Source organism: Kyrpidia tusciae DSM 2912, assembly GCF_000092905.1.
Classification (GTDB): Bacteria; Bacillota; Bacilli; order Kyrpidiales; family Kyrpidiaceae; genus Kyrpidia; species Kyrpidia tusciae.
On record NC_014098.1, the window covers coordinates 2231648 to 2254367 of the forward strand.

The window sequence follows — 22720 nt, forward strand, 5'->3', positions numbered from 1 at the left end:
TAAGACCTGCTGAACGATTTAACCCATTTTTCGCCTGTAAGATTTTGTCGAATAACGGTATTTCGAGGAGTCTCAGGAGGAGAATGCCTATCCAACTCCGAATTGTCCTTGTATTAGGATTCGGAGGGGAGAGACATGCAACTTCCGGGTGTTACGGTGGAAGTTCACAAGCTGGAAGCGGCACCACTGGTGGCCTACTTGTGTCGAGAACTTCGTGTGGCGGAGATCATCGATGCCCACGTGACGTGGGACCGCCATCGGACCGAGGTGAGCCCCGGCACCGCCATCACGGCTCTCTTGGTCAATCTTCTCGTACGCCGAGAACCGTTGTACCGGATCGAGTGGTTCTTCCGGGACATGGATGTGGAGGCCTTGTTCGGAAACGGAATTGAGGCCGGCCACTTCAATGACGACCGGCTGGCACGGGCCTTGGACAAGTTCGCCGACGCCGATCCTTGGCGCATTTATCACGAGATTGCCTTGGGATCTCCGGATGCCTGCTCCCTCGTTCTGGATGTCATTCGGTTGGACACCACCTCCTTTTCCGTCCAAGGCAGCTACGATCCCGCCGACTTCGAGGATGCGCCTTTTCGGATCACCCGAGGGTACAGCAAGGACCGGCGTCCGGACCTCAAGCAGTTTTTGTTGGGGCTGGGGAGTTACGGCGGTCTTCCCTTATTCGCGGATGTGATGAGCGGAAATCAGAGCGACAAGACGTGGTACGGGCCATGGACAGAGCGCATCACGGAACTGTTGTCGCCAGAGGTCTGGAACACCCTGATCGTCGTGGCCGATTCGGCCTTTGTCACCGAGGAAAACCTGAACACCTACGAGAAGCGGTGGTTTATTAGCCGCATGCCGGAAACGTATCGTCTGTGTGAGGCGCTCAAGGACCGGGCATTTGCCGATGAGAGTCGGTGGATCGATGTCGGCTCGGTGGTTCAGGAGGGAAAAGAGGCGGCGAGGTACCGGATTCAGGGGTTCGAAGACGAGTTGTACGGGAGGACCTATCGGTTTGTGGTGGTGGAGTCCTCGGCGCTCGACCAGCGCAAAGCCAAGCGACTGGAAAAACTTGTGGCGGAGGAGGCTCAGGCGATTGAGAAGGCGGTGGCCCAGCAGGAGCGGCTGAGCTACCACTGCGAAGCCGACGCCAAGGTGGCTTTGGAAGATTGGCGGCGGCGTCATAATCGCTGGGAATTTCATCGCGTAACAGGCCAGGTCGTTCAGGAAACGGCCGTGAAACGGCGGGTGGGACGCCCGCGAAAACACAATCCCGACTCAGGGAACGTAGAGGTTATCCGGTGGCGAGTGACCTTCACGGTGGAACCCGACACGAAGGCCATGGAGCAGAGACGGCGACGGGACAGTACATTTGTCCTAATCAGTAACGTCCCGCGGACGCGTCGGGCCGACGATGCCGATCTGCTGCGGGATTACAAAGGCCAGATTGAGGTGGAGAACCTGTTTCGGGCCCTGAAACAGCCCTATTTTGTGCACGGAATTTTCGTCAAGACCCCCAAACGCGTGTTGGCCTTAGCTTACGTCTTCCTGTTGGGGCTGCTGGTGTACGCGATCATTCAACACCGGGTGCGCCAAGGGATGCGGGAGGATCAACAAACGGCACTGGCGATCGCGGGTGCGAAGTTTCGCTCTCCGACCACCCGAACGTTACTGAAAGAGTTTGACGGGTTAACCCACGTGATCGTGCGTCTGCCGGATGGGACGGTCACCCATCATCTTCAGGGACTCACCGAGACAGGGATCCAGATTCTTCGGTGGATTCGGATCCGAACGGATAACTTCTTGATGGGAGTTTCATTGCCACCGGCGGAAAGTGGGTAATCGACCTCTCGGCGGGGGGATCTTCGACATCATGCGACAACTGAATCCTCAGAGAAGTCCTTGTTTGTGGATATAACGTCGAACTTTGTCGAAATAGGCAGATGAATTTCATGTTTCCACATTCTTCGATATGCGAAAAATGGGCTGGATCTTGCGAATCCACTCAAGAACTGCGAAACTGTCAAGGGGAGCCATCGCTGCGTAACCTCCTACTAGTAGATCGTTTCCGAAAAACTGTGCACCGCATAATTCGACATGCTTGAAAGGTTTTGTCACTCTCTGACCATTTGAAGCCCATAGCGCCATCGGAATGGAACGGGGTGCTTGTTGAGTTCGTCCAAGTACTGTTCAATCCGTTCCCGCAGTTCCTCCTTCGAGTTCACCCGGATGTGCCGCAGAACAGTCCGGCTCATTTTGGCGAAAAAAGATTCGATGATGTTGAGCCAAGAACCGTGTTTCGGTGTGAACACAAATGTAAAACGGCCCGGCACGCTTTCCAAATAGCTTCGGGTCTGCTTGGACGTATGAGCAGAGTGGTTATCCAAAATGATGTGGATCTGTACACCTGGCGGATAGTACGCATCGACCGCCTTCAAAAACTCAATGAACTCCGCACTCCGGTGTCGTTCGCACACCGAATGATGCACATGGCCCGTTACAAGATCAATCCCGCTGAGGACACTGAGCGTCCCCAACCGGACGTATTCGTGATCCCGCTGAAGCGTTCCTCCCACTCCCGGTTTAGGGAGTCGGTCAGGTGCCGTGTTCGCGATGGCCTGGATGCCTGGCTTTTCGTCATATGACAGAATGGCTTTCAGAGGAGCTTGCGGGTCGCCGGACTCCCGTAAGATCTCCACCTCTTGGTAGACCGCCAGTACCTCAGCCATCTTGGCGTCAAATTCAGGGCCGCGTTTTTCCAGATAGTATTCGATGCGGTGAGGGTGGATGTCCTGTGCTCTCAGAATTTTTGAGATGGTTCCTTTCGCCAGGCGAGCCAAGGACGGGTGTCCCGCCTCCTCACAATGTGCACGGACATGTTGCGCCAGCAGGCTGTACGTCCACACTTCGTGCGGGTATCCAAGGGCCGTCGGCTTTTGGCAAGCCAAGGCGATCAGCCAAGCCTTCGCTTCCGGGGTGATGACCTCCGGATGACCGGAGCGGGGCAGATCATCCAAGGCTTGCAAGACGCCCACTTTCCGAGCGCGGCGGATTGTTCCGTTAACCGCAACGAGGCTCATGCCCAAATCCCGTGCAATGGCTGCCTTGTTCTGTCCGTCCGCATACAGGAGAAGGATGCTCGCTCTTTGGACATGGCGAACACTTTCCGAGCGGGATTGGCGAATGCGTTCCAACTGCATTCGTTCCTCTTCCGTCAGTGTGATTTCTGGATGCAACTTTCGATAGACACGCCCCGGCATTCTGCTCCCTCATTTCTACACGTATCGTCACCTCACCCTATCATATGTCGATTGCAAATGCTGTCGAAACAAGGGAAACGATCTACTAGTTTACTGTCCACACTCTAGTAGACACGCACGGTGGCTTCCTCGTCAATTGTGGAGGGCCTAATTTACACCACTACCTGAGACTCTAACCCGATTTTTTTATTTTTATTCAGCAGGACCTCTCGACCCGGGAAGCCTGTCAAGGCCGTTTTCTGGCCTTGACAGGCGGCAACAACCACCCACACTGTTTCTGGTGGCTGAATTCACACATGTGTGGATTCAGCCCTAATTTCATAGGAATGTAGATGTAGGCTTCACGCACGGGTACTCCGTCCCTTTTTCACCGATCCCGTCAAAAGTTGGTCACCTTACCTCGTCAGTTTCTTGTCGTTATACTTTGGCAGTATCAGGACGGGCACCGGAACGTTTCCATTGCGCGGCCTGCCAAACGGACAGAAGGAATAAAACGGCCATCACGATGCAGAGCCCGCCGCGCACGCTCCATTCGAACAGCGCTGCAATCGCCAGTAGAAAACCGGCATTGAACCAAGCGAACCAAAACTCCGCTGCTGAAACCGCTGCCGCCTTAAGCGCTCCCGCCTCTTTTTTCAAAAACCCATAAACGAGCGGCCGCACTGTACCCGCCGCCAAGCCGAGCAAGGCGGGCACAATCCAGAACGCCCACATCGCGTCAGACAAAAGCAGAATCGACGAGACCAAAAGCGCAGACGGAACCGCCGCCCATACCGTTTTTTCGCCGAAACGCCGCGAAAAAGCACCAAGCCATCGCCCGGACAAAAACGCCGACAGCGAGAACAAGCCCAACAGGATGCCGAAATATCCAACAGAAACGTGCGCCCGGACGAACAGAAACAACGGAAAAACAAGCACGTAATAGGCCATGATCGTTGCCCGGTTAACCGCGTAAAAGGAAATCACGTGCGCCAGGCGCCACAATCCAGAAACGCCCTCGTCGCCAGCCGTTTTTGACTCTGGCTCGGATAGTGCGGACACGTCCGGACGCTTTGTGGACTCCTCCACAAACCCGAGAACCAGCCACGACGCCGCGAAATTGAACGGAACGGTCAGATAGAAGGGAAGCCTTAGATCGATTTCAGCCAACACCGCCCCTGCGACACCGGACACCAGAACAGCCAAAAAAATGTAACTCTGTGATTTCGCTTCGATTTCGCTGTAAGCATCGTTTGCCCGGTATTTTTCCGTCCAATGGCTGAGAAGCAGCGAATCGGTCCCTTGCGAACACGAAAACCCGAACCCGATCAACGCCTGCGAGACGATCAGGGCAGCGACCGATTCACCGGACCAGACGAGGCCGACAATCCCGAGACATTTCAGCCATTCGCCGACGAATAACACCGCCTTCTTCGGCCAAATGCGGACAATTCGCGCGACAACCGGCTTCGACGCCATCACCGCAAAGCCGTAAGCAGCAAGAACCGCGCCACTTTCCAAATAAGTCAGCTTTCGATCCAGCAAAAACACGACCATTACAGGCAAATACAAATAAAACCGCGAAATCAACCGATACCAATAGAACAACCGAACCACCCGACCGAAATGAACCTCTTCAGCGCTCAACCCGAGCACACCTCATTCTCACCCGTTCCCCTTTCGGATCGTAAAACGGCATCTCCGTAACGAAAGCAAACCCGCCGTTTGCGTCTCCGATCTCGAATCTTTCCGTTCGGAAAAATTCCGCACCCACATAGCCCATCGCGATGACGCACCCGAGCGTCGGACTAGCGCAGACGGTCGTCAGATATCCCGCCGTTCGGCCCTCGCAACGGAGCGCTGTCCCTTTTTCCGGCAACGAACCGGCTGCCAAGTCCAGCCGAAAACCGGTCAGCCGTCTGGTGACACCCCGATGCTGGATGTCGGCCAGCGCCGATTTGCCGGCAAAATCACCCTTGTCCAACCGCACCGTCCAGCCCAGTCCCGCCTCGAATGGATTGGTATTTGCGTCCATATCCGTCCCGTACGCGCGATACGCCTTTTCCGCCCGGAGCGTCTGAATCGCAAAGCCGCCGACGGGTCGCATACCGTACCCGCGCCCCGCTTCAGTCACGCATTCCCACATCCAAAACGCGTATTCGGACGGAAAATGAAGTTCATATCCCAATTCTCCCGTATATCCCGTACGAGTCAACAAAACCGGCGAGTCGGACAGCCGAAACTCAGCCATTTCGAAGTAGCTCAGCGCGCGAATTCCATCACCGAGCAACTCGGCCACCACGTCCGCAGATTTCGGCCCCTGGACAGCCAAATATGCCGTCGAGCTCGTCACGTCGATCACGTGCGCGTCAACCGCGAGCCGATCGCGCATATCGGCCAACCAACGACCGACCTTTTCCCGGGAAAGCGTATTGGTAATCAGATAAAACAGTTCGTTGTCCAAATAATAGACGATCACGTCGTCGACGATGCCACCATCGTCTTTGCACAGGCAAGTGTAAATGCCCTGACGCCCTTTGCCGATGCGCCTCAAATCGTTGGTCATCGCGTATTGCATAAGCAGGTACGCTTCGCGGCCGATCACCTCGAACTTGCCCATCGAATGGACATCAATGATACCGACGTTCGTCCGCGTATTCCTGACTTCCTCCTCCACCGACGTATAAACGGCTGGCCGGATCCAGCCGCCTTTTTCCATCATTTTTGCGCCCAACGCCACATGGTGCGGATAATACGGCGTTGTCCTAACCAAGGTCACGCGAATCGCCTCCCCAAATCAATCTCCAGATCCGGAATTATTTCTTTGAGTTCATCGTACGACAACGACGATAGCCGCGCGATTTTCGGCGGTGCGACGGTGCAGTCCACCATCGTCGACGGCTTGTTATATATGGGGATGTTGTCATCCGCGATCATCATGTCGACCTGGTCGATAAACCTGATGACTTCCTCGGCTTTCTTTAATTCCGGTTCTCCAGACATATTACAAGTCGTCCCAAAAATCGGTTCGTCTACTTCCGCAATAACCCGGGAAATGATCCGGTTTTGAGCGGTCATAACCGCAAGCGTCCGTTGAAAATTCGTAAACCAATCAGGAATTATGTCTCTTTTTGGCAAAATCAGCGATAATGCCTTCGGCCAAACGAGCTCGATCAGCCGTTCCGCCGTTTCGTTTACCTCAACAATGTCTCGGACTTTCTTCTCGTTGGTGTAAATGACAAATGGCTTCCGCTTTTCCCTTTGCTTGATTCGATACACTCGTTCGACAGGTTCGCGCTGGACAGCACTCGCGAAAAATCCGTAGACAGTGTCGGCTGGCAAAATCGCTACTCCGCCCACAGACAACACTTCGACTGCCTTCGCGATACCTTCTTCGTCGGACGCGAAAACCTTGGGATGACGAAACAGATCAGACGACATACAAATCCTCCTCGAACCTTAAGGTTAGCCCACCATACTGATCGTACCATTCCTTGGTGAACCCCTCAAACCGAAACGCGAATCCGCTTTCAGCCGCTTCGTCCAATAACGCTTGGTAAACGGCGTGCAAATAGCACGTATACCGCACGGCTTCGACAAGGTCAGCCTCGTGGTAAGGCGGGCCGGACTGCCTCATGAGGCGCAAATCGAAAAAAGCTAAAAACTTTCGTCCATCCAGTGTCACATGATATGGCGATCGGATGCTGTAACGTACAGACGCCAAAATGTGTCCCTTGTGATGCTGGTCGGACCACTCCGCCGTGTCTGGCATTTCGGGTGGAAAATAAAAGTGACGACCCGGGGGCACAGCATCGAACGGAAAATTTCCAGGAAGATAGTGCCAACTATTATATTGCATGCGTGTCGAGATCGCTTTGAGAACGCCTGACAAAAACGGCTGGTGCTCTTTCATGCCGCGGACCATCGCCAAACTCGGAACGACGCAACAAAAATAATCCGTGTGTTTGAACTCGCAAAGATCCCGAATTCGGTTTTCCCGGACCGCGCGCGTAAACGCGGTGTAATCTCGAATGGACCGGGACATCCCGATATCTGAATTCGAATGCCACACCGCCGACCGGACGATGGTATAGACGATTTCTTCGATCGGAGACAGCACGTCCGCGCAGTACCGCTTCGGCTTCGGACCGGCCTCCGCGAAACGCCGGATCAACAGGCGCATTACCTCGTAAAAGTTTGGGTATTCCGTCACGTTAATCTCGTAGACGGCCGCGAAGTAACGCTGGAGATCGTCTGGAAACATCCCCCAGTCAGTGGAAACGGCATCGCGCGGCATGCTCGTTTCTCGTTTGAGCAGGTTCAAGCCGTTAATTTCCCGGTAAAACAACCGATCCACCGCCAAACTCTCGCGCCAACCCCGGAGCATCTCGGCCTGTGCCGGAATGTCCGCTTTCCGAAACCGTTCGGCGTCGGCATCGGAAATCGACGTCGTCCACAACCGGTAGTCTCGAAATTTGCGTTCGAAAAAGTCGCGCAGCCTCGGCGGAGTGAGCTGGCATCCGTTAAACTCCTCCCCTCTCGCCGGCGGTCCCGATCGCAACAGAAAATAAAGAGAATAAACGAACCATATCTGATTATCTGTCCATTCCGACAAAGGCTTTTCCGCCAAGTGATCGAACAGGTAACCCCGCGAATTTCCCTCTCCATCGTCCGAGATCAAATTGTTGTGCCTGTAAAAGTTGGTGTACGTCTCCTCTTCCGTGTAAAACAATACCGGCGCCATGTGATAAATGGCGAACGAACAGAACCGGAGCATGTCGACCAGTTCCCGCGGAGTTCTCTCCTGCATGCAACACATGGCGGATTCATACCATTTCGCTTGCACCGCTCGCTTTCGAAGGTATGCAAACCGAACGTCTTCACAAATGTACTCCGGCACCAACACATAACCAAAAATCACATCGTTTTCTCCTGGGGGCGGACCAACCGGCGTCATGCCTTCCGGTCCGGCATCGAACCAGAGAATCCGTCCGTACGCCCTCATCCCGAGACCGAACGTTCGCATGCCAAGCCGGCAGTCCGCCCAATCCATCAACGGCGAAGTGTACCCTTCCTTCCTAAACGCCTCGTAAAACTCCAACTGCAAGTCCGTGAGGCTCCGCAGCCCGTCATCCAACCGGATCCGGCCGTTGACGGTGACAATCTGCGCGATCATGTCCGATACGCGGATCGACGATCGGACCGCCTCCCCCGTCTCGCGGATCAAGTCTCGAAAACCATGAGAAGACATTGGAATCTCCCCCCTTTGAACTATTTCAATTCAGAATCTTGTGATTTATAAATACTTCCCGGAGCTTGGGCACATGTGAACGTTTGATAGACGAAACTGGACCGTCACCGATGTTCAGCACACACCGGAGCTGGTGGCTGGCCCATTTCCAGCGACTCGTCGACCCGAGACGTTCACTGCAAAAAGCCACATTTGACCGCTATATTCTCCATACATCGCAGCCTAGCTTCTTCACCTCCCAAACAATATTTGGTACACGATGTAGTCTACTGCTCCTTTTGGCCCCGTACAATAGGTAAAAACGCCTATTGCACCGACAATTCTCGACATTTGATTCGACAATTATCGACCCCATTAAACCTCCACTGCATGATATGCTACATAAATTTACCATTTCCATATTTTTGCAAACACACCGTTACAAAAAATAAATCAATAGTTCAAAGAAACTAGGCTTTTAGTCCTAGTACATGTCGAAAAATAATTCATCCCTTTTTCAACTTCGGCGGCCTCTTTTTCACCACCACCCGACCACCCTCCGTCACCTCATACCACCCCGGTGCCAGCCGTCTCCCCCGATGCTGCACCGTTACCAATCCCTTTCGCACCTTGACTTTCGCTGGCACCCGCAACTCAAACGGAGGTGGACCCCATTGTCAAGACATTTTTTTGCCCTTTTTAAAGTGTCCTGAATCCGTGATGCCGAATGGATGGAATGGCACAAATTTCCTCTTCAAATCAGGTAAAATGGGCATAGAAGACTTGTCATCTATGTTCACCCATGAGGTGATGGGGAATGCACTATATTATTGAAGAATCAGACGAAATTCTAACCACTCATTCGGGTCTGGCTTTGGTCGGGCGGCTCCTTGGAAAAACTCAACTGGCCAGTCGTCTCAATGCCTTCGACGTACCGGAACGCTCCTATACGACCATCTCGAATCGGGGTGTCGCCTATTCGTATCTCGGGCTGTTATGCCAAGGAAAGAGTGACTTTGACCATATCGAACCGTTTCGTGAGGATGAATCCTTCCCCGACGCACTGGGCGTGGCTCATGTGCCTTCGAGCCCGACACTGCGTCAGCGTTTGGACTTGGTGGCCCCGGACGCCAAACGCCGATGGCAGAGGGCAATTCTCGAGGAGTCTGCCCGTTTGCTGCGCATAATCAACATCCCGTTGACTCCGATCGTCCTGGGAGAGGACAAGCGCACCTATCTGCCCCTGGATATCGACGTGTCGCCGTTTGATAACTCCGGGACCAAAAAGGAAGGGGTTTCTCGAACCTATAAGGGGTGCGACGGGTATGCGCCGATCTTTGCGTATCTGGAGCAAGAAGGATACGCCCTCAACGTTGAACTTCGGACCGAGAGCACCCATTGCCAAAAAGGAACGGCGGCGTTTCTCGTGCAAAGCATTCGCTATGCGCACGAGGTCTCAGATATACGGCCACTGGTACGGATGGATGCGGGCAACGACAGCGTGGAGAACCTGAAGGTATGCCGGAGTGAGGAGACCGCGGCCGATTTTATCATCAGGAAGAATTTGAGAAAAGAGAGCCCAGAGGCGTGGCTGCTCACGGCGCAGCAGCACGGGACCTGCGAACAGCCTCGCGAGGGGAAAAAGGTGTATCGGGGAGCGCTCATGAGTCCGATGAAAGGCCTGGAAAAGCCGGTCCGAATGGTGTTCGAGGTCATTGAGCGAACCATGCTAAGTGATGGCCAGATCCTGCTGATCCCACAGATTGAGGTCTCGGTGTATCTCACGAGTTTGCCGGATGATCCCTCGGTGGTCATCGACGTGTACCACGCGCACGGGACGATGGAGCAGTTTCATAGTGAAATCAAGACGGATTTGGATTTGGAGCGGCTGCCTTCAGGGAAATTCGCGACCAATGATCTGGTGTTGCATTTTGGCCTCCTCGCCCACAACCTGCTTCGCATCATGGGGCAGGAAAGCCTCCAGGAGCAGGATGGGCCGCTGCGGAAGAAAGCTCAGCGGCGTCGCCTTCGCACCGTGATTCAGAATCTGATCACGTTGGCGGCCAAGATGATCAAGCATGCCCGGCAAATGCGGCTGCGACTGGGGCGAGGGAATCGGTGGCTGCCTGTGTTTCGGCGGTTGTATGAGGCGTTTGGCTGAACAGGAAGTGCAGGTAACCATACGGGGGGCCCCTTTGTACAGGGGTTTATTTCCGCCTGGGCACTTCTCCAATCATCGATCCTTCCCTGCCCTTAAGGGAGCTCAGGAAAGATTACGGACTATCTCCAAGCAGATCGACGGCCGATAAGGCCCAGCCATTGGCCGGGTATCACGGATTCAGGTATGAATCCAACGCTCCATTTTTTACTTCCCTCCTTTGCCCTCGTATTCTGGTGGTTAAATGGAGCACGTGGGTGTTGCATCAATGTGAAAGAAGGTAATATGGTAACCCCATTTCGAACGGTCCGGCTTCCACATATGTTTCTTGACGAGAGCGGCAAGAACGAAGGGCACTCTCCCAACCCTCATCCAAAAGAGTCGGGGTTGGAGCTGTCAGGCTGGACCACCAAGCACGCGGTCCGTTCGGCCGTACGGCCTTCCAGACGGCCGAGCAGGGCACCTCCCCTTTTTCCAACCCCCACGCCGGCCCGTTCATGGCTGATGGATGGTCAATCAAGCGAACGACCCCTGGGCCCCCGCTCTACCACACCTTGAAGTTCTTGCTATCGTTCCACATCTGATCAAACTGCTCGTCCCAGGCATTGGCGATCGTCGAATTCCGGATCACCACCAACACCTCGTCATTGGTTGTGCTGGCGGCCGTCGAGTAGTTGTACGACCCGGTGGTCACCACGGACTTGTCCGCAATGGTCACCTTCAGGTGCATCAGCCCGCTGTGGGTATCCACTTTGATCGGGATTCCTGCATTTTTCAGGGTATTCAGCACATCCTGTTGGGTGCGGTTCTGCGCTTCCCCTTCGTCCGTGATGATCCGCACCGCCACGCCGCGTTGCTTCGCCTGTTTAATCGCTTCGACAATGTCGGGCTTCGTGAGACTATAGATCGCAATGTCCAGGTTCTTCTTGGCCGAGCCGATGACGTCCTCCAGCTTCTGCTCCGGGTGCTGGCCGGCCCGGGTGAAGGCCCAGTCCACCACTCCCCCGGTGACAGCGGCTTCCGCCTGGTTCGGAACGGAAGGCAAAACCGCGCTCCCGTAACCGACCAACAACCCCGCGATCAGGATGAGACTGCTGAGAGCGAATTTTCGCACGAAACATTCCCCCTCCCATGAGATGTGGTCAGATGTGGTCGCCATCGAAAGGCTCCCGGCGACAGAAGCGCTTCGAAGGTGGAACCGGACATCCGGTGCGACGCCTTCGTACGGATGTCTTCTGCAATCCGTTCCATTCGTGCCCCAGGCAATTTTACGTCCCGACTATCAAGGCAGTGCTAAGTCCGTTCAAATTCTCTTTTAAAAAATATTAAACAGGGTCTGCCGAACGATTGAAGACTCCTGCCGTCCGGAAAATTTTCTTGGGCCGGGAGCGGGACGGGCTGAAACCTCCGGCCCTCTCTCCGGGTATAGTGGGGATGGGATCGGGGAAAGGAGGGGCATCCGGATGTCCGCCGAGGAAGACCGCCGGCTGATCCTCCTCTGCCTCCACGGCGAGGATGAAGGATACCGCGAATTGATGAACCGTTACGAAAAATACGTCTACGCCCTGTGTCGCCGATTGACCGGGAACCGGGACGATGCCCTGGACCTCACCCAGGAGACGTTCATCCGGGCCTTTCGCCACCTGGACCGGTTTCAGCCCGGGCGACCGTTCAAGCCGTGGCTGCGGCAGGTGGCGGTGCGCCTCTGCCTCAACCGGCAACGCGACAAGAGGGCGGGGCAGGGGCATGCCGACCTCTCCCTGGAACATCCCCTGGGTGAACATTTGGTCCTGGCGGACACCCTCGCATCTGGGGATGATCCGGCCCGGGAGGTGGAATGGCGGGATTTGAGCGTCCGCCTCTGGCAGGCGGTGGAGCGGCTGCCGCCTCCCTACCGATTGGTCGTGACTCTTCGCCATCAGGAGGGCATGAGTTACCAGGAAATTGCCGACGCGGCCGGCCTGCCCGTGGGCACGGTCAAGACGTATCTGTTTCGCGCCCGAAGCCGGCTCAAGGAAGAACTGGCCGGTCTTTACGGTTGGGAGGTGTGATGGATGGAGTGCCACCCGATGCAATTGCAGACCTATTTGGACGGGGAATTGGATCCGGAGGAGGAGGAAGCGGTGCGGCGACATCTGGGGGGCTGTCTCGCCTGCCGCCGGGAGTTGGCCGCTTTGAAACTGCTGTGGCTGGAATTGGACCGGGCCGCCGATGTGGAACCGGCCCCGGAACTGATGTATCAGCGCCGGCAGGTGCTGGCCGCCGTGCGGGAGACCCGGCGACAGTGGCTGAAGGAAGACGGGCACAGCAGGGAATCCCGGGGACAAAAGGCGGGCTCGGAAGCGCGCCGGGCGGCGTTTCTTTGGTTGGAGGCGCAAGCCGCGGTCTGGCGCCCTGTTTTTGCAGGGATGCAGTATATCCCCGGGGCGCGCCTCTTGTCCCGGTCCAGCCGGCTGGATAGGGGCTCGGCATCCGAAGAGGGGCCGAAACCGGCGGGGCTGTTGGGCAGACTTCTGCGGCGGAGGCGGCCCGGATGATCGGGGCGATGATCCGGGCAAAATCATCGGTTCCGGCGAGGGGGCCGTCCCCATGATCCTGTTTCTCCGGACCCTGGAGATCGCGGGCTGGGCGGCGGCGGGGCTGCTCGTCCTCCTCCTGATCGCGCCCTGGCACCTTCGCGGGACGGGCCGGGTCGGGGCGGTATTGCAAGGCGAATTGTCCGCAGCCTGGTGCCTGGGCCTCGTCCGGATGCGCTTTGCGAGCGGCAGCATCCGACTGGCGGACACCGGCGAGGACCCGGGACGGGCCGGCGAAAGGGATCCACCGCCGAACAACCGGGAACCGCGGAGCGGCCCTGCACCGCTGGGCGGCCCGGGACCCGCCGTGGAGATTCGCGTGGCGGGAATCCGGGTGATTCGCCGAAGCGGCTTCTCCCGGGACGCGTCGGCTTCCGGGCGAAAGCGGAGACACCGGCGCCGCGGCCGGCAGGTTCAACGCCGCAGACACACAGGGAGCCAGCGCAACCTCCTGCGGCTCCTCCGGCGATTCCGCGAGGAGCATGGGCTCGCCCCGGCTCTCCTGGCCTTGCGCCGCCTGGCCGGCGCCCTGCACCTTCAGGTGGGGATCCACGGCACCTATGCCACCCCGGACCCGGCGCTGACCGGTTGGCTCACGGCCGTCCACGCGGTGCTCGGCTCCGCGGTCGCCTCCGCCGGCGGACGAACGGGGAGAAAGAGACCCGGGAAAACACCACCGGGCCGGCTGCACCTCGATGTGCAACCGGACTTCGCCGGCTCGGTTCCGGAGCTGGTCCTCACCGGAGATGCCCGGTTCATCCCAGCGGTGGTCCTCATCGCCGCGCTGTCCCTGCTCGGGAAAAAAGAGATTCGAAACCTGCTTTGGACCTGGCGAAAAACCAAACGAATGAAGACAACCACAAAGGAGGCTCCTGCTGATGTTTAAAGAAACGGTGGACGCCATCGTGGCGCATTTGGAAAATCTCGTAAACACGAAAACGGTGATCGGCGAACCCATCACCGCCGGCAACACCACGCTCATCCCGGTGGTCAGCGCATCCTTCGGTTTCGGCGGCGGCGGCGGACAGGGCAATGAACCCGAAGGTTCCGGGGGCACCGGCAGCGGCGGCGGCGCAGGAGCGAAACTCACCCCCACGGCGCTGGTGGTCATCCGGGACGACGACGTGAAAGTTTTTTCGCTCACCCAAAAAGGCGCCTTGGAGAGGCTGGCCGAGCTCGTCCCCGAGCTGGCCTCCAAAATCAACCAATTCCGCAAGTCCCCGGAACAGAAAAGCTGATCCCCGACTTTCGTCCGGAGGCCCGGAGTGCGAACCCGCGCGATGACGGCGATGGATATCCCGCCGGTCGCCCGGCGCGCTCCGGGCTTTGTCCCGCGTTGTTCTCCACAAACAAACGATTGACACAGTGCGGACACAATTCTTATGATAATGTTGTCTGATCACCGGGACACCTTATGTCTATGCCTCTTCGGTCCGGAATGATGTCCCTCGGATCGGCGTATGATTTCCCTGTCGAAGTCACCGTCGGCAGGCAAGGGAGGAGTTTTCATGTCTCATCCAAGTTCGCTGAGCGGTCTGGGCGCTGTTGATCGACCGACCACTCGGTTCCGTTGGTGGTTCGCGATCGCATTGTGGATTCTTCTGCTCATTTCGTACATCGACCGCACCAATATTTCCATCGCCGGTCCGGAGATGGTCAAAAGCGGTGTGGTCACCACGAACGCCTTGGCTCTCGCCAACAGCCTGTTTTTGTTTGCCTACGGCCTGGCCAACATCTTCGGGGGCTATCTCGGAGATCGACTGGGTCCCCGCAAGGTAGCGTTGATCGCGTTGGTTTGGTGGTCGGTGATGACTCTGTTCACCGGAGCGGTGTGGAGTTCCCTGGCCTTGGTGCTTTCTCGGGTATTGCTCGGCCTCGGGGAAGGGATGCACTGGCCGATGAACTCCAAATGGGTCAAGACCTGGTTTCCGCCCATGGAGCGGGCCCGTGCGAACATGTTTTGGGAGTTCGGCCTCACCGTCGGACCCATTATCACGGGTCCCCTGGTGACCTGGTTGATCCTCAGTTCGGGATCGTGGCGGGTGCCGTTTTATGTGATGGCGGTCATCGGGCTGGTGATCATGGTGCCGATCATTTGGTGGGTGGCGAAAGACCGGCCGGAACAGAGCCGTTTCGTGTCCGCATCCGAACTGGAGTACATCCGGGCGGGGGCCGAGGCGGAAGCGGAGGAAGCGGGCGAATCCGTGACCGTCGGGGACGTGCTGCGCAAAGGGGATTTTTGGCTGCTGCTCATCAACTGGTCCGGCATGGCCACCGTCTTCTACGGGATCACCTTCTGGCTGCCGAACTATCTCATGAAGGTGCGGCACATCGACCTGCACATGACCGGCTTCTGGTACATGCTGCCGTACATTTTGATGACCGTGTTCATGATCATCACCGCACTGATCAGCGACAAACTGATGAAGCGCTCGGTCTTTGCCGGCATCGGGACCTTGATCGCCGGACTGGGCCTGTGGCTGGGAACCCGAACGGCGGATCTGACCCCGGCGATGATCCTCATCTCCATCTCCGCAGCGATGAACGGCGTCGTCCTGCCGACAATCTGGAGCTCCCTGCAGCGGATGTTCCCCAGCCGCAATGTCGGCGTGGGCGCGGGCTTGCTCAACGGCCTCGAGAACATCATCGCCGCCGTCGGGACGTACATTCTCGGCATCTCGTTCGCCGTCGGATTCCCGTATTTAATTATCTTCGCCTTTGTCGGCGGCATCAGCGGCTTGATTCTGACCAAACGCGGATATTGAGTTTGAGCCGTCGGCGGCCCCTTTCGCAGCACCGCCGGCGGCCGCCGACTGCGGAAAACGGCTACGAGCCGGTCGGAATGCGATTCGGTTGAATCCGAACCGACTGCAGGATCAGGCGATCGCCCGATACCTGCCAGCGCGACTCCACGGTGCCCAATCGGTCCACATGGGCGGCACCGGCGATTGGCTGTTCCCCGATCAAGGCTTCGCCAATCCCGTCCCCGTTCTCATCGACCGGATCGTGCGCCCCTCCGCCCGGCCCCAAGGGCAGAACACGCACACCCTGCAGTTGAAGGTGCCCGTCCTTCAGGGTCCAGGTCGATGCCAGCACCGCCAACCCGTCCGCGTGATGGGCGCCGGAGACCAACTGTCGGCCTTCGAAAACTTCGGCGCCGTCCGGCAGCCGCACCGGCACGAACACGCCGTACCCGTCCACCAATCCCGCGACGGGTTTGAGCAATTTTCCGCTCGCATCGTAAATCCCCAGCCGCAGGTAGTCGGCCTTGCGGCTGCTGAGGTCGACGGTGATCGACTGTCCGGCGCGGGACTCCGTCACCACCGCCCGAAAGCCGGCCTGATACTCGATCTTTGCGCCAAGTCCTGCGTTCAGCTCCTCCCGGGAAACGAGTTCACGGGCGGCTCCCCCGTCAAAAGAGACCAAGAGACTCGTCCGGGTTCCGCCGCTGCCTCCATGGCCGATGGACACCAAGACCACCCCCCTCACAAAATGTCCTCAGTTTGGTTACAACAATTTCAAGAAGAGAACTCTTTGTGCCACGTTCTGTCACCTCCCACCGGTCTATACTGAACGTGTCAAAGACCACAGAGATTTGGAGGGATGTCCTTGAACCCCGTTGAACTGGCACGGTGGCAGTTCGCGATCACGACCATTTATCACTTTCTGTTCGTCCCCCTGACCATCGGCATGGTCCTGCTCATCGCCGTCATGGAAACTATATACGTCCGCACCGGCCGGGACGTTTACAAAAAGATGGCCGAGTTTTGGGGGAAGCTTTTCCTCATTAACTTTGCGGTGGGAGTGGTCACCGGCATCCTGCAGGAGTTTCAGTTCGGCATGAACTGGTCGGCCTATTCCCGGTTCGTCGGGGACGTGTTCGGCGCTCCGCTGGCGATCGAAGGACTTTTGGCGTTTTTCATGGAGTCCACTTTTATCGGGCTTTGGCTGTTCGGTCGGGACCGCATTTCCAAACGCCTCCATCTCGCCTCGATTTGGCTGGTGGCGGCGGGGACCGTCCTCTCGGCCTTCTGGATCCTCACGGCCAACTCGTTTATGCAGGAACCCGTCGGGTTCACCCTTCGCAACGGACGCGCGGAGATGTCCGATTTTCTCGGACTCCTGACCAACCCGCAGCTCTGGGTGGAGTTCCCGCACACGGTCCTCGGGGCGTTCGCCACCGGAGCCTTTTTCATCGCGGGGGTGAGCGCCTGGCAAATTTTAAGGCAACGGCATGTCGATCTGTTCCGGCGCTCTTTTCAAATCGCCATTCCGGTGGCCATGGTGTCCAGCATTCTGGTCGCCTTGGTCGGCCACGAACAAGCGCAACATCTTGTGCAGGCGCAACCCATGAAAATGGCCGCATCCGAAGCCCTTTGGAATACGAGTCCGGAATCGGCGCCCTGGACGGTGTTCGCGCTCATCGATGAAAAGACCGGCCGGAACACGATGGAAGTGCAGGTTCCCCACCTGCTCAGCATTCTGGCCTATAACCGGATTGACGGCCAAGTGGAAGGAATCAACCAGTTACAGCAACAATATGTTCAGCAGTACGGGCCCGGCAACTACGTCCCTCCGGTGCAGCTCACGTTCTGGAGTTTTCGAATCATGGTGCTCGCGGGTACCCTGATGATCCTCCTGGGCCTGTACGGGAGTTACCTCGTCGCCAAAAGGAAACTTGCGAACAGCCGCCGTTATCTGCAACTGATGGTCCCGGCCGCGGGGTTGCCGTTTGTGGCCAATATCAGCGGCTGGGTCATGACGGAGGTGGGGAGACAGCCGTGGACTGTGTTCGGTTTTCTGAAAACGGTCGACTCGGTGTCGCCGGCCGTGAGCCCGGGGGAGATCTTGTTCACCCTCATCAGTTTCACGGCCATGTATGGAATCCTCGCGGCGGTGGATATCTTTCTGTTCGTCCGGACCATCCGCCGGGGTCCCGATGAACCGGCTCCGGATGTGCCGGAAACAGATCCCTTTTCGGAGGTGAAGACCGGTGCCGTGGCTCAATGAACTGTGGTTCATCCTGATCGCCGTTCTTTTTATCGGCTTTTTCTTCCTCGAAGGGTTCGATTTCGGCGTGGGCATCGTCACGCCTTTTCTCGGCAAAACGGACAGGGAACGCCGGGTGCTGATCAACACCATCGGCCCGTTTTGGGATGCCAACGAGGTTTGGCTCATCACTGCGGCGGGCGCCATGTTCGCCGCGTTCCCCCACTGGTACGCCACGCTGTTCAGCGGATTCTACGCTGGGCTGGCCCTCATGCTGCTCGCCTTGATCGTCCGGGGTGTCGCTTTTGAATTTCGCAGCAAGGTGGAAGACCCCCGGTGGAGAAAGACCTGGGATTGGGCCATCTTTGCCGGCAGCGGGCTCCCCCCGTTTTTATGGGGTATCGCTCTGGCCGACCTGATCCAGGGGGTTCCCATCGACGGACACATGGAATTCGTGGGCGGGATCCGGGACCTGCTCAATCCCTATGCGCTGGTGGGAGGCGCGGCGGTCTTCATCATGTGTGTGCTGCACGGCCTGGTGTTCATCACCCTGCGCACCGAGGGCGAACTGCGGGACCGGGCCAGGCGCGTCGCTCTGCAGGCGGGAGCTTTGGCCACCGTGGTGCTGCTGTTCTTCGTGGCCATGACATACCTGAAAACGGACATTTTCCTGCGACGCGGGATCGATCCGGGCGCCATTCCGGTGATGGCCGGCCTCGCGCTGGTGTCCGTCCGGTTTTTTATCGAAGCCAAACGAGACGGCTGGGCTTTCGTCATGACGGGATTGGTCATCATTCTCTCGGTGGCGACGGTGTTCATCGGCCTGTTCCCGCGGGTGATGATCAGCTCCATCCACCCGGCCTATGATCTGACGATCTACAATGCGGCGTCCAACCCGTATTCACTGTATGTGATGACCCTTGTCGCCCTGGCTCTGCTCCCGTTCGTCCTGGCGTACCAGGGCTGGAGTTATTACATCTTCCGCAAACGAGTTCACGAAGAGGAGCATCTCGATTACTGATGCGAGAACTGCGGGATATCCTGTCTTGGCCCGGGGCCCGGGCGACGATGATCGGCGGCGGAGTGCTGGTCCTGATCCAGGGCATTTCCATTCTCCTTCAGGCCCACTGGCTGGCTCAAACGGTGGTTTTGCTGTTCGCCGGTGCGGGGTCGGCGGAGGTGTGGCCTTGGGCGGCGGGGTTTCTCGCCGCGTTCGCCGCAAGGACGCTCGCGGCGGCCGGCAGACAGGCCTTGGGCTTTCGCTTCGCCAAGAATGCGGAACAGGCGCTGCGGATCAACATCATCCGCCGGTTATTGGCTCTGGGCCCCGGGTGGGTGCGCAAGGACGGCACCGGCACGTGGGTCGCACAAACGGTGGAAGGGGTCGACCACGTGAGCCGGTACGTGGGGATCTACCTGCCCAAGCTCGCCGGTTCCGCCGTCATCCCCGGGTGCGTCTTGGTCTACCTGTTTCTCCGAGACGGCCTTTCGGCTTCGATTGTGCTCGCCGTCACACCGCTCATCGTGGTGTTCATGATTTTGTTGGGAAAAGCCGCCCAGGCCCGGGTGGACCGGCAATGGAAAGCGTATCGCCGCCTGGCGGATCATTTCCTGGACGTCCTGCGGGGGCTCGTCACGCTCAAGCATCTGGGCCGCAGCCGTCAACAGGGAGTAACGATCGACCGGGTCAATGAGCAATACCGAAAGGCGACCAACCGGAGCCTGCGCGTGGCCTTTCTCTCTTCTTTCGCCCTGGAATTCTTCTCCATGCTTTCCGTCGCCATGGTGGCGGTCGGGCTGGGCCTGCGGATGGTTCGGGGCGACGTCCCGCTGGAGACCGCCCTGACCGTCCTGATTCTTGTGCCGGAGTATTTTCTCCCCATTCGGGAATTGGGGGCCGATTATCACGCCACGCTGAACGGGCGCACCGCCCTGGCAAACATTCAGGCGCTCCTGCACACGCCCGTGGAGCGCGTGCCCGAAGAAGTCGAGCTCGCTCCCTGGTCCCGGGAGGCCGTGCTCTCGTTTCACCACGTCACCGTCCGGCCCGAAGACCACGGCGAGGGGTCTTTGATCGACGTATCCTTTTCGGTCCGGGGGCCCACCGCCATCGGCATTGTCGGCCCGAGCGGGTCGGGAAAATCCACCCTGATCGATGTCCTGGCGGGGTTTGTGCCCGTGTCCGAAGGAGACATCGAATGGGCCGGGACCCGGGTCCGCACCTTGCAAAGCCCGGCCTGGCGGCGGCAAATCACGTATCTTTCTCAGACCCCGTACATTTTCAGCGGAACCGTCGAGGAGAACCTCCTCATCGCCAATCCCGGGGCCACTCGGGAGGAGTTGTGGGCGGCGGTCGAGCGGGCGCAACTGGACGCCCTGATCCGGCGCTTCCCCCGGGGCATCCGGCAAAAAATCGGCGGCGGCGGCCGGGGGCTGAGCGGAGGGGAAGCCCAGCGACTGGCTCTCGCCCGGGCTTTTTTGGCGGATAAACCGATTCTTTTGTTGGATGAGCCCACCGAGCATCTGGATGTGGAAACGGAATGGGAATTGAAGGGCCCAATGCTGGAGCTTTTCCAAGGCAGGCTCGTGTTCCTGGCCACCCACCGGCTGCATTGGACGGCGCATATGGATGAAATCTTCGTGCTCGACGCGGGGCGGCTGATCGAACGGGGGACTCCCTCTTCTCTCCTGCGGTCCGGCGGACTATTCGCCCGGCTGGTCGCAGCGCAAACGGAGGCCGTGTGATGAAAAGGCGGGATTGGTTCTTCACATACGTCAAAGCGTACCGGCGGCATCTGCTGCTCGCCTCGGTTCTCGGGGCGCTCGGACTCGGTTCGTCCGTGGGTTTGATGTTCACCTCCGGGTACCTGATCTCCAGCGCCGCGTTGCGGCCCGAATCGATTTTGCTCCTGTATGTGCCCATCGTCGCGGTCCGTGCGTTCGGCATTTCCCGGGCGGTCTTGCGCTATGTGGAGCGGCTGGTCGCCCATGACCTTGCACTGTCGATCCTGGCGAAGATGCGAAGCCGGTTTTATCGCATCATCGAGCCCCATGCCCTTCGGTTCCACACCCGGTACAACGCCGGAGAAGCGCTGGGTATGATGGCCGGTGATATGGAGCACCTGCAGGACCTGTACGTGCGGACGGTCATTCCCGCCGCGGCGGCCTCCCTGCTCTACGCCGGGGCGGTGGTCGCCGCGGGCATGGTCTCGGGACCACTGGCCTGGATGATCGGCCCGGCGATCTTCGTTCTCTGGTTTGTTTTTCCTCTTCTGTCTTACGGCGCGCTGCGGCGCCCATCCAGGCACATGCAACGCTGGGTGCGGCGGATGTACCGGACGTTGGCCGACGCCCTGTCCGGAATGGGGGATCTGGTGGCGGCCGGGCGGCAGGACGATTATCTGGCCGTGTTCTCCTCCTTGCAAAAGAAAAAAATAGACCTGGAACGCCGGATGAACACGGCGGGTCTGCTGCGGGACATCGCCGTTCAGCTGGTGATCGCTTTGACCGTCGGCCTGGTGATCTTGTGGTCGGGTAACCCCGCTTGGCATCCGGGCATCCCCGCCGTTTATTTCGCCGCCTTCGTGCTGGCGACCCTTTCCTTGGCGGACGCTTTCGCGCCCCTTTCCCCGGCCATGGAAGCCATTCCCGCCCACCGGGAATCCTTGCGCCGTCTGGCGGACATGGAGCATACTTGGGGACGCGCCGATCGTCCGGAACAAGACCCCCGACACGACGGCCCGAGCCCGGTCGATGTTTCCACGGTGGAGGTCGTGATGGACCACGTCTCGTTTCGTTACCCGGGCACGACCGAGTGGGCGGTGAAGGATATCTCGCTCACGATCCCTCAAGGCAAAAAAATCGCTATTCTCGGAAAAAGCGGTTCGGGGAAATCCACGATGGCACACTTGCTCCAAGGGGTGTTCCCGCCGGAGACAGGGTCGGTCCTGGTGAATGGACGACCCGCCCATGAGTGGGGCGACCGGATGACGGAGGTCCTGTCCGTGCTGAACCAGAATCCGCACATTTTCGATACGACGGTCTTGGAGAACATCCGGATCGGCCGGCCGGACGCCGGCCCGGACGAGGTGCGGAGGGCGGCGCGGCTCGCACAGATCGAAACCCGGATTCTGTCTCTTCCCGCGGGGTATGCCACCCGCCTGTACGAATCCGGCGACCGGCTTTCCGGCGGCGAGCGCCGGCGCATCGCCCTGGCGCGGATTCTCCTGAAAGACACGCCCTGGATCATCTTGGACGAGCCGACCGCGGGTCTCGACCCCTTGACCGAACGCCGGCTGCTCACCACCATTCTTGCCGCCACCGAGGGCAAATCCTTGGTGTTGATCACCCACCGTCTCGTCGGCATGGAGCGGATGGACGAGATTCTCCTGATAGACGAAGGACGCATCACCGATGCGGGTACCCATGCGGAGCTCCTCGAGCGCAACCCCCGGTACCGGGCCTGGTTTGCGCTCGACCATCCCTTTGTCGCGGCTCCCCGGCATTGAACGAACCGAGTGGAAGCGTC

Annotated in this window: 19 protein-coding genes; 11 read left to right on the forward strand and 8 right to left on the reverse strand. The window is 58.3% G+C overall.

What is annotated here, in order from left to right; all coding sequences use genetic code 11:
• Positions 1 to 135: 135 nt before the first annotated feature.
• Positions 136 to 1842 carry an IS1634 family transposase gene (locus BTUS_RS11130; RefSeq protein ID WP_013076177.1) on the forward strand — a complete coding sequence of 569 codons (1707 nt, stop codon included), beginning with the start codon at positions 136 to 138 and terminating at the stop codon, positions 1840 to 1842.
• A gap of 272 nt (positions 1843 to 2114) precedes the next feature.
• Here the strand turns inward: BTUS_RS11130 and BTUS_RS11135 are convergent, their stop codons facing one another.
• The 6 genes from BTUS_RS11135 to BTUS_RS18470 all read right to left on the reverse strand — a co-directional run bounded on the left by BTUS_RS11135 (position 2115) and on the right by BTUS_RS18470 (position 9116).
• The gene (locus BTUS_RS11135; RefSeq protein ID WP_013076178.1) at positions 2115 to 3260 is read right to left on the reverse strand and encodes an IS630 family transposase; all 1146 of its coding nucleotides are present in this window, start codon (positions 3258 to 3260) and stop codon (positions 2115 to 2117) included.
• 417 nt (positions 3261 to 3677) lie between these two features.
• The gene (locus BTUS_RS11140; protein WP_041304177.1) at positions 3678 to 4895 is read right to left on the reverse strand and encodes an MFS transporter; all 1218 of its coding nucleotides are present in this window, start codon (positions 4893 to 4895) and stop codon (positions 3678 to 3680) included.
• On the reverse strand, positions 4876 to 6018 hold the full coding sequence (gene gcvT / locus BTUS_RS11145; protein WP_013076181.1) for a glycine cleavage system aminomethyltransferase GcvT: 1143 nt from the start codon (positions 6016 to 6018) through the stop codon (positions 4876 to 4878). Before gcvT ends, BTUS_RS11140 begins: the two co-directional genes overlap by 20 nt.
• A complete protein-coding gene (locus tag BTUS_RS11150) occupies positions 6015 to 6680 on the reverse strand; it encodes an L-threonylcarbamoyladenylate synthase (protein WP_013076182.1) in 666 nt (221 codons plus the stop codon). Before BTUS_RS11150 ends, gcvT begins: the two co-directional genes overlap by 4 nt.
• Complete coding sequence (locus BTUS_RS11155; RefSeq protein ID WP_013076183.1) at positions 6670 to 8490, reverse strand: hypothetical protein; 1821 nt, start codon at positions 8488 to 8490, stop codon at positions 6670 to 6672. The genes BTUS_RS11150 and BTUS_RS11155 overlap by 11 nt, the downstream gene beginning before the upstream one ends.
• Positions 8491 to 8975: 485 nt before the next feature.
• Entirely contained in the window at positions 8976 to 9116 is a 141-nt protein-coding gene (locus tag BTUS_RS18470; RefSeq protein WP_169307972.1) for a hypothetical protein, read from the reverse strand.
• A 170-nt stretch (positions 9117 to 9286) separates the two neighbouring features.
• Here BTUS_RS18470 and BTUS_RS11160 point away from each other — a divergent pair, with 170 nt between their 5' ends.
• Positions 9287 to 10630: an IS1380 family transposase gene (locus BTUS_RS11160; RefSeq protein WP_013076184.1), complete on the forward strand. Its 1344-nt coding sequence runs from the start codon at positions 9287 to 9289 to the stop codon at positions 10628 to 10630.
• Positions 10631 to 11171: 541 nt separating this feature from the next.
• Here BTUS_RS11160 and BTUS_RS11165 read toward each other — a convergent pair.
• Positions 11172 to 11741 (reverse strand): phospholipase D family nuclease, encoded by a 570-nt coding sequence (locus BTUS_RS11165; RefSeq protein WP_013076185.1) that lies wholly within the window; start codon positions 11739 to 11741, stop codon positions 11172 to 11174.
• Positions 11742 to 12090: 349 nt separating this feature from the next.
• On the opposite strand from BTUS_RS11165, the gene BTUS_RS11170 reads away from it, so the two are divergent.
• The 5 genes from BTUS_RS11170 (at position 12091) to BTUS_RS11190 (ending at position 15968) form a co-directional block, all read left to right on the forward strand.
• Positions 12091 to 12678, forward strand: coding sequence for an RNA polymerase sigma factor (locus BTUS_RS11170; RefSeq protein WP_013076186.1), 588 nt, complete (start codon positions 12091 to 12093; stop codon positions 12676 to 12678).
• A gap of 3 nt (positions 12679 to 12681) precedes the next feature.
• Entirely contained in the window at positions 12682 to 13164 is a 483-nt protein-coding gene (locus BTUS_RS11175; RefSeq protein WP_013076187.1) for an anti-sigma factor family protein, read from the forward strand.
• Between the two features lie 52 nt (positions 13165 to 13216).
• Complete coding sequence (locus BTUS_RS11180) at positions 13217 to 14089, forward strand: hypothetical protein (protein WP_013076188.1); 873 nt, start codon at positions 13217 to 13219, stop codon at positions 14087 to 14089.
• Complete coding sequence (locus BTUS_RS11185; protein ID WP_013076189.1) at positions 14082 to 14441, forward strand: GerW family sporulation protein; 360 nt, start codon at positions 14082 to 14084, stop codon at positions 14439 to 14441. Before BTUS_RS11180 ends, BTUS_RS11185 begins: the two co-directional genes overlap by 8 nt.
• 270 nt (positions 14442 to 14711) lie before the next feature.
• Entirely contained in the window at positions 14712 to 15968 is a 1257-nt protein-coding gene (locus BTUS_RS11190; protein ID WP_013076190.1) for an MFS transporter, read from the forward strand.
• Positions 15969 to 16029: 61 nt separating this feature from the next.
• On the opposite strand, the gene BTUS_RS16950 is transcribed toward BTUS_RS11190, so the two are convergent.
• Positions 16030 to 16692: a hypothetical protein gene (locus tag BTUS_RS16950; protein ID WP_052300615.1), complete on the reverse strand. Its 663-nt coding sequence runs from the start codon at positions 16690 to 16692 to the stop codon at positions 16030 to 16032.
• A 120-nt stretch (positions 16693 to 16812) separates the two neighbouring features.
• On the opposite strand from BTUS_RS16950, the gene BTUS_RS11200 reads away from it, so the two are divergent.
• From BTUS_RS11200 to cydC, 4 genes are read left to right on the forward strand one after another with little or no spacing between them, the layout of a single operon-like run.
• Entirely contained in the window at positions 16813 to 18213 is a 1401-nt protein-coding gene (locus BTUS_RS11200; protein WP_013076191.1) for a cytochrome ubiquinol oxidase subunit I, read from the forward strand.
• Positions 18197 to 19213 carry a cytochrome d ubiquinol oxidase subunit II gene (gene cydB / locus BTUS_RS11205; protein WP_013076192.1) on the forward strand — a complete coding sequence of 339 codons (1017 nt, stop codon included), beginning with the start codon at positions 18197 to 18199 and terminating at the stop codon, positions 19211 to 19213. Before BTUS_RS11200 ends, cydB begins: the two co-directional genes overlap by 17 nt.
• Positions 19213 to 20937 carry a thiol reductant ABC exporter subunit CydD gene (gene cydD / locus BTUS_RS11210; RefSeq protein WP_013076193.1) on the forward strand — a complete coding sequence of 575 codons (1725 nt, stop codon included), beginning with the start codon at positions 19213 to 19215 and terminating at the stop codon, positions 20935 to 20937. The genes cydB and cydD overlap by 1 nt, the downstream gene beginning before the upstream one ends.
• Entirely contained in the window at positions 20937 to 22700 is a 1764-nt protein-coding gene (gene cydC / locus BTUS_RS11215) for a thiol reductant ABC exporter subunit CydC (RefSeq protein WP_013076194.1), read from the forward strand. Before cydD ends, cydC begins: the two co-directional genes overlap by 1 nt.
• Positions 22701 to 22720: the final 20 nt, after the last annotated feature.

Bases quoted from the DNA above. Each gene is read 5' to 3' on its own strand.
- BTUS_RS11130 (WP_013076177.1), top strand. From the start codon at position 136: ATGCAACTTCCGGGTGTTACGGTGGAAGTTCACAAGCTGGAAGCGGCA.
- BTUS_RS11135 (WP_013076178.1), bottom strand. From the start codon at position 3,260: ATGCCGGGGCGTGTCTATCGAAAGTTGCATCCAGAAATCACACTGACG.
- BTUS_RS11150 (WP_013076182.1), bottom strand. From the start codon at position 6,680: ATGTCGTCTGATCTGTTTCGTCATCCCAAGGTTTTCGCGTCCGACGAA.
- BTUS_RS11155 (WP_013076183.1), bottom strand. From the start codon at position 8,490: ATGTCTTCTCATGGTTTTCGAGACTTGATCCGCGAGACGGGGGAGGCG.
- BTUS_RS11160 (WP_013076184.1), top strand. From the start codon at position 9,287: ATGCACTATATTATTGAAGAATCAGACGAAATTCTAACCACTCATTCG.
- BTUS_RS11170 (WP_013076186.1), top strand. From the start codon at position 12,091: ATGTCCGCCGAGGAAGACCGCCGGCTGATCCTCCTCTGCCTCCACGGC.
- BTUS_RS11175 (WP_013076187.1), top strand. From the start codon at position 12,682: ATGGAGTGCCACCCGATGCAATTGCAGACCTATTTGGACGGGGAATTG.
- BTUS_RS11180 (WP_013076188.1), top strand. From the start codon at position 13,217: ATGATCCTGTTTCTCCGGACCCTGGAGATCGCGGGCTGGGCGGCGGCG.
- BTUS_RS11185 (WP_013076189.1), top strand. From the start codon at position 14,082: ATGTTTAAAGAAACGGTGGACGCCATCGTGGCGCATTTGGAAAATCTC.
- BTUS_RS11190 (WP_013076190.1), top strand. From the start codon at position 14,712: ATGTCTCATCCAAGTTCGCTGAGCGGTCTGGGCGCTGTTGATCGACCG.
- cydD (WP_013076193.1), top strand. From the start codon at position 19,213: ATGCGAGAACTGCGGGATATCCTGTCTTGGCCCGGGGCCCGGGCGACG.
- cydC (WP_013076194.1), top strand. From the start codon at position 20,937: ATGAAAAGGCGGGATTGGTTCTTCACATACGTCAAAGCGTACCGGCGG.